The sequence below is a fragment of the Mangrovibacterium sp. genome (assembly GCF_059905295.1).
Genome location: NZ_JBZQJF010000218.1, coordinates 1 through 7274, shown reverse-complemented (window position 1 = coordinate 7274; position 7274 = coordinate 1). Strand labels below are relative to the sequence as shown.

Genomic DNA, 7274 nt, shown 5'->3' with positions numbered 1-7274 from the left:
TGATTCTGGAGGATTCAATTCAATACGTTGATTTCCGAATTGACATATATCATCTTTTACAATAAGTTGATCACTTTCAAACTTGGTTTTTAGAGAGATCGGTAAAATTATGGGTTCTCCAAGTTGAAGCTGTGTTAATACATGACTGTAGAGATATGGACTTAGCTTTGAGGTATCTTCACTTAAAATGTAATTGAGCCGTCCATCAATTAGATGAATGGTATTGGTTCTGCTAGTATAGTGAATAACTCGATGTTGATTGAACAGGTCTAGCTTGGTTTTCAGCCCAAACGCCTGATACAGCAGGAAGAACAACAGTGAAACTTGCAGGTAACGTACTTTTTTGAGATTGATGAAAAGAATGACAAATAAGATGACCGCGATCAGACAGGCTAATTCAGGACCTGATATAGAAATTTGATCAATAATGGCAGCAGGTAAGGTGCTGATTTTGTTTAGAAGAAATAGCATTGCAGTGATTGTTGTGTCGAGTAGTTGAGCAAGCCAATGATTTAGGATTGGAATGCCTGAGCTTATAAAAAAGAGAAAGGTTATGCACAGAATTACAAAAGCTGCCGGGATAACAACGAAATTACTCAGCCAGAAATAGGTCGGAAATTGATTGAAGTAGTATAAGCTTAGCGGGAATGTGCCTATTTGTGCGGCTAATGAAACGCAAAATAGTTGCCACGGTTTTTGAATGAGTACATTTTGAACGGGTAGAATTTTTACAAATATCGGATAAAAGTAAACGATACTTAGAACTGCGGTATACGATAGCTGAAAGCCAACGGCGAATAGAATGTCCGGATTGATGAGAAGAAGCGCAAATGCCGATGCTGCAATCGAATTATAAATGGAATTTTTCCGGTTTAATGTTTCGGCTACCAGTAGAAATGTGAACATGGTTGTAGCTCGTTGTACAGAAGGCGAGAAGCCGGTAATTAGGGCATAGGTCCAAAGAATTATTGAAACCAGGATGAGTCTAAGCCACTTGCCTCCTTTTAATAACGGTAGAAACTTGAAGGCCCGGAGAAGAAACAGGAAGATAAGTCCTACGTGCAAGCCACTGACTGCAAGAACGTGCATCGCTCCCGTTGATTTGAAGCTAGCTCTGGTTTCCGGGCTTAGCTCTTTGCGGTAGCCTAAAGTTAATGCCGAAATAACCTCGAAACTTTCCTGTCTGGACAGCCTTGCTTTTAATTGGTTTAATAATTTTCCCCTAAAACTCTCAGCCCAAAGTTTTATATTGAAACTACCAGATCCTGTTTTCTTTAAGTTTTTGATTGGAATATAGCATTGAAAGTAAATGCCTTGTTGCGCCATGTAGCTTTTGTAATCAAACTCGAACGGGTTACCTGTATTTTCTATATTTCGGATTGTGGAACTGGCAAAAATCTGATCGCCGGCATGTAGCTTTTGTATGCTGGAGTCTTTAGTTGTCCAGACAATTAGTTTGCTTCCATTCAGTGAATCGTTTTCGGCTTGAATAACTTTTAAGATAAGTTGATAGCTGTTTGCCTTTTCCTGCGGATTTTCTAATAGGCGTGCTAAGAAATCAATCTTGTTTTTGGTTGGGCGAGGGATTGGGTGATTTTGCCATCGAAAGTTTAGCCCTGAGAGCAGAACAATCATTAAGCCTAACAGGGCTGAAGCGACAAGATCAAAAGGATATCTTTTTTGTTTAAGCAGAATAAGAAACCAAATTCCGCCGGTGATAAGGAAAAAAATGACGACGATCATTAGCGAGGGGACGAATTTGGCCATCAATAGTCCCAAAGTCCAATATCCCAGAAGCTTAACGAAGGGGTTGTTTGAAAAAAAATTCACTGTAATTTGAGTTGAATATCAATCAAGTTACAGTGAATTCTTATTTTATGCCAGAAAATTACGACTTATTTTAAGATCGGTAGCTGTTGGCTACCGAAAAGCTTATTTGCGTGTTCCGGGGACTACGATTCGGTAGCTGGTTTTCACTTTCCCTTTACTAATATTGGTCAAGCGACTTTTCAGCATTCGTTTCTTCAGTGGTGTTAAGTAATCAACCAACAGGGTTCCTTCCAGGTGATCGTATTCGTGTTGGATGACACGCGCTGCGAAACCACCATACTCTTCAATGTGTTCAACGAAATTTTCGTCGTAGTATTTGATTTTTACAAACTCCGGTCTTGATACATCTTCCCTGATGTCAGGTAAGCTAAGGCAACCTTCGTTCATGACCCATTCATCTCCTTTGGTTTCTATGATCTCCGGATTGATGAATGCCTTTTTGAAACCCTCCAGCTCTGGTTCTTCGTCCGCAGCAGTTGATGCATCCACGACAAACATCCGGATGGCTAGACCAATCTGAGGAGCAGCCAATCCAACCCCGTCTGAAAAGTACATTGTCTCAAACATATCTTTCACCAATTGGTCGAAGTTGGGATAATCTTTTTCAATTGGTTGAGTAACCTTGCGTAAAATGGGGTCACCGTATACTGTAATTGGATAAATCATTATCTGAATTTTTTTTGTTCTAAATACGATTGCAAAATGATTGTTGCACTAACAGCATCAATCGTTGCTTTGTTTTGTCGATCCTTCTTTTTTAAGCCGGCATCAATCATCGTTTGAAATGCCATTCGCGAGGTAAATCGTTCGTCAACCTGCTCGATAGGCATATTGGGAAATAACTTTTGAAAACGCTTTAAAAACGGATTGATATACAGAACGGCTTCTGATGCTTCATTGTTCATTTGTAAGGGATAACCAATGACAACTTGTTCAACCTGTTCTTTCTGAAAATAGTCTTTTAGGAAATCAAAGATTTGATGGCTAGGCACTGTTGTCAGTTTGTTGGCAATTATTTGCATTGGATCTGTAACTGCTAGGCCCACACGCTTTTTCCCATAATCAATAGCTAATATTCTTCCCACGGCAAAATTTTGCTACAAAAGTAATATTCTATTTTCATTCTGAAACAATTGGCAAAAATAATGTAATCTGAGAGTGGCGTAAGTGATTGTTTTGTAGTTGTTTGTGTTTTTGGCATGCGAATTGCAAAGGTCATAATAACAATTACCGGTAAAGTCGAAATGATTGTTTAACCTAAAAGAATTAAAGTCATGAAAACAACAATTAAATATCAAATAGCAGCAGTAGCGTTGATGATGGGACTTGGTTTAAGTAGCTTTTCAGCGCAAGCACAGAGATACGATTCAGGGAAGGCCAATAAAAAAGAATATAAGTATTCGAAGCATTCGAATAAAAAGTACAATAAGAAAAAGAACTATTATAGTGAACGGGATTATCGTAATGAACGATCAAATATTCGCCATTACGAAAACAACCACCGCAGATATGATGATAGTCGTTATGCCTATCGTCACCCCCAATACGGGAATGTGTATAAACGGTTTCATGAAGCTCCGATGCGATTAAAATATGCCCATGGGGATTTGTATTATCACGGAGGTAACTATTACAGATATTATCCACGTGTTGGATATGTGCGCATTGCAGTTCCTGCCGGACAGGTTTTTGTTGATCTTCCCGGTCGTTATGAACGAGTACATTACGGAGGTCATTTATATTTCCGTGTTGGTGATTTAACTTTTGAACATTGCGATCATGGTTATCGTTTGGCTCCACAGTTTAGTTTAAACCTGACAGCACATTTTTAGATAATCGAATCAATTCAAAATACTGACGGCTTGATTGCTTCGGCATGATAGCCGTTTCTTTTGAGGGGAATGGAGAGAAAGAAAGCCGTCCTGTAGTTGGGCGGCTTTCACTTTTTGCGTTTATTAAAAATCAACCTTTAGAGATGTTTGCTAATGCTGCGGATACGCGTGCAATTGGTACCCGGTAGGGAGAACAACTAACGTAGTCTAAACCAACGCTGTCGCAGAACATGACCGAACTTGGCTCGCCACCATGTTCACCGCAAATTCCAACTTTTAATTTTGGTTTTGTAGAACGACCTTTTTCAACGCCCATTTTAACCAATTGTCCAACACCTGTTTGATCAAGCACCTGGAATGGATCATTTTTAAGGATGTTTTTATCCAGGTAGTGCGGCATGAACTTTCCGGCATCATCGCGTGAGTAGCCAAAAGTCATCTGGGTAAGGTCATTGGTTCCAAAGGAGAAGAACTCTGCTTCTTCTGCAATCATATCGGCTGTAAGAGCAGCTCTTGGAATCTCGATCATTGTGCCAAGTAAGAAGTCAACCCGAGCACCTTTCTCTTCAAATACCTTCTCTGCTGTTTCTTTGATTACGGCAGACTGGTTTTTTAATTCGGCAATCGTTCCGACTAAAGGAACCATGATTTCCGGTTTGGCATCAATTCCTTTAGCTTTCAGGTTGAGTGCAGCTTCAATGATGGCACGTGCCTGCATGGCCGTAATTTCAGGATAAGTAATTCCCAAACGGCACCCACGGTGACCTAACATCGGGTTAAATTCCTCAAGATCTTCGATTTTAGAGAGCAGTTGATCCATGGTAATTCCCATTTCCTTGGCTAATTCTTCCTGGGCTGCTTTATTGTGTGGAACAAATTCGTGCAAAGGCGGATCGAGCAAACGAACGGTAACGCCATAACCAGCCATGGCTTCAAAAATTCCTTCAAAGTCGCTTCGTTGATAAGGCAATAGTTTGGCTAATGCTTTTTCGCGTTCTGCGATTGTGTTCGATAAGATCATTTCGCGCATAGCTTTAATGCGTTCTCCCTCAAAGAACATGTGCTCGGTGCGACAAAGGCCAATACCTTGGGCTCCGAAATTTCGGGCCACTTGAGCATCGTGCGGAGTATCAGCATTTGTTCTTACCGACATCCGGGTAAACTCGTCGGCCAAGTCCATGATTTTGCCAAAATCACCTCCCAAATCCGGATTCCGTGTTTTTACTTTTCCTTCGCACACTTCTCCTGTTGAGCCGTTTAATGAAATCCAGTCTCCTTCTTTTAAATGTACATTTCCAACACTCATTGTTCTGGCCCGGTAGTCTATTCTTACCGTGCCGGCTCCCGATACACAGCATTTACCCATACCACGGGCAACCACTGCTGCGTGCGATGTCATACCACCACGGGCAGTTAAAATACCTTTGGCAATGTTCATACCTTCAAGGTCTTCAGGAGAGGTTTCGATACGCACTAAAACAGATGATTCGAATTTAGATGCTTCATCGGCAAAAAATACGATTTGTCCGGTTGCTGCACCTGGAGAAGCAGGAAGACCTTTAGCTAAAATGTTCGCTTTTTTCAAAGCTTCCGGGTCAAATACCGGGGGAAGCAATTCATCCAACTTGTTAGGTTCTATTCGTTGCAGGGCTGTTTTTTTGTCGATAATGCCTTGCTCAAGCATGTCAACGGCAATTTTTACCATTGCAGCACCGGTGCGTTTACCATTTCTTGTTTGTAATAACCAGAGCTTTCCTTCCTGAATCGTAAATTCCAGGTCTTGCATATCTCTGTAATGACTCTCCAGTTTTTCCTGTACCGCATTTAATTCTGCATACAGTTCGGGCATTGTTTCTTCAAGTGAGGGGAAGTGCGATTTTCTTAGTTCTTCATCTATGCCAGCCAAAACTGCCCAGCGCTTACTACCTTCGAGTGTAATTTGTTGAGGGGTACGAATACCTGCCACAACGTCTTCACCTTGTGCATTAATTAAGTATTCACCATTGAATATATCTTCACCGGTTGCAGCATCCCGCGAAAAAGCTACACCGGTTGCCGATGATTCACCCATATTGCCAAATACCATTGCCTGAACATTAACGGCTGTTCCCCATTCTGCGGGAATGCCATTGATTTTTCGGTAATAGATGGCGCGTTCGTTCATCCAGCTGTCGAATACGGCGTAAATAGCACCCCAAAGTTGTTCCCATGGATCATCAGGGAAACTTTGACCGGTAACTTTCTTGACAGCAGTTTTAAATTCGATCACTAATTTTTGAAGATCATCTGTTGTAAAATCGGTATCCAGTTCGATTCCTTTTTCTTCTTTCAGGTTTTCCATAATGGCTTCAAAAGGATCGATATCTTCTTTACTCTCGGGTTTCATGCCCAGAACAACATCACCGTACATTTGTACAAAGCGGCGATAAGAGTCCCATGCAAAACGTTCGTTACCCGACTTCTTTGCAATTCCTTGCACCGCCAGGTCGTTCAATCCAAGATTTAATACCGTGTCCATCATACCAGGCATCGATACTCGTGCTCCGGAGCGTACAGAAACCAAACATGGATTGTCTTTGTCTCCAAACTGGGTTGCAGTAAGTTCCTCGATTAGTGCGACTGCTTTTTCAACCTCGGGTTTAATAGCAGCGAGCGCCGCTTCCTTCCCTTGTTGATTGTAAATTGTACAAACTTCGGTTGTGATTGAAAAGCCTGGTGGAACAGGAACTCCGATTAAATTCATTTCTGCCAAATTTGCTCCTTTACCACCTAGCAGATTCTTCATGTCTGCCTTCCCTTCGGCTTTTCCGTTACCAAAGGTATAAACGTATTTTGCCATAGATTTTAAGATTTTAGGTTGATTGGACTAAATAACTAGAGTTAATTTTTGAGTTACTAATGTAACCGTAAATTTTATTAATTAGAAAAATATGGGGGATAAGGATAGATGTTTTATAGCTATGTTGCATTGACTGTTCAGCGATATGTTTTTCAATAGGTTTATATCGATAATTTAAAATGCTATGACTAACTTTAAGTCAAATTCGCCTTATCAGAAGAGGTGATAATTTCGCAATTCCTATTGCGGTTGTTTTTTTGACCTGAACAAATTTTCAATCTTCTGTCCGTTTGGCTTATATTCCCTATTCTTTTTAGGCTTTCGTTTCTTTCTGTTAAATGCTTGTGGAAGAGTCACTGATCAATTATTAAGGCAGATAATTAACGTTTGTTAACGTTGCTTGTCATCTGTTAACTGAAATCTCCGTTACATTTGTTTCGTACAAAAGAGCAAGATAGTAAGCATAAAATTTTCATAGAGATAGGTTTGGTTAAGTTTAAAAGGATGGGTCACCATCCTTTTTTTATGGATAAGTGTGATGTAAGATATTTTAACATTTCTTGTCAGAAGTTAACTGAACTTGTCCGTATTTTTGGAATAGACATTAGCATAGTAAGTAAAGGATTTTTTTCATAGAATAGTTTGATTAGTTGAAAAAGGACGGAACACCGTCCTTTTTTCTTTTTCTGACAAAAGTTCGCACCACATGTCGTCAATCCCGACGATTTTTCAGCCCTTCTTATTTAAATCCCGACATTTTGTCTTATCATAAC

General features: G+C 40.3%; 5 protein-coding genes. 1 reads left to right on the top strand and 4 read right to left on the bottom strand.

Annotated elements, in window-relative coordinates:
- The 3 genes from AC37HE_RS11380 to ruvX form a co-directional block, all read right to left on the bottom strand.
- Positions 1-1743 (bottom strand): ComEC/Rec2 family competence protein (locus AC37HE_RS11380; protein WP_500782966.1); only part of this gene is annotated, 1743 nt, incomplete at its 3' end.
- Between the two features lie 189 nt (positions 1744-1932).
- A complete protein-coding gene (gene def, locus AC37HE_RS11375) occupies positions 1933-2496 on the bottom strand; it encodes a peptide deformylase (RefSeq protein WP_500782965.1) in 564 nt (187 codons plus the stop codon).
- Entirely contained in the window at positions 2496-2915 is a 420-nt protein-coding gene (ruvX, locus tag AC37HE_RS11370; RefSeq protein WP_500782964.1) for a Holliday junction resolvase RuvX, read from the bottom strand. The genes def and ruvX overlap by 1 nt, the downstream gene beginning before the upstream one ends.
- Positions 2916-3104: 189 nt before the next feature.
- On the opposite strand from ruvX, the gene AC37HE_RS11365 reads away from it, so the two are divergent.
- Positions 3105-3662, top strand: coding sequence for a hypothetical protein (locus AC37HE_RS11365; RefSeq protein WP_500782963.1), 558 nt, complete (start codon positions 3105-3107; stop codon positions 3660-3662).
- Between the two features lie 130 nt (positions 3663-3792).
- Here the strand turns inward: AC37HE_RS11365 and ppdK are convergent, their stop codons facing one another.
- On the bottom strand, positions 3793-6501 hold the full coding sequence (gene ppdK / locus AC37HE_RS11360; protein WP_500782962.1) for a pyruvate, phosphate dikinase: 2709 nt from the start codon (positions 6499-6501) through the stop codon (positions 3793-3795).
- Between the last annotated feature and the right edge of the window lie 773 nt (positions 6502-7274).

Excerpts from the sequence above, each read along its gene's own strand:
- ppdK (WP_500782962.1), bottom strand. The coding sequence starts at position 6,501 with ATGGCAAAATACGTTTATACCTTTGGTAACGGAAAAGCCGAAGGGAAG.
- AC37HE_RS11365 (WP_500782963.1), top strand. The coding sequence starts at position 3,105 with ATGAAAACAACAATTAAATATCAAATAGCAGCAGTAGCGTTGATGATG.
- def (WP_500782965.1), bottom strand. The coding sequence starts at position 2,496 with ATGATTTATCCAATTACAGTATACGGTGACCCCATTTTACGCAAGGTT.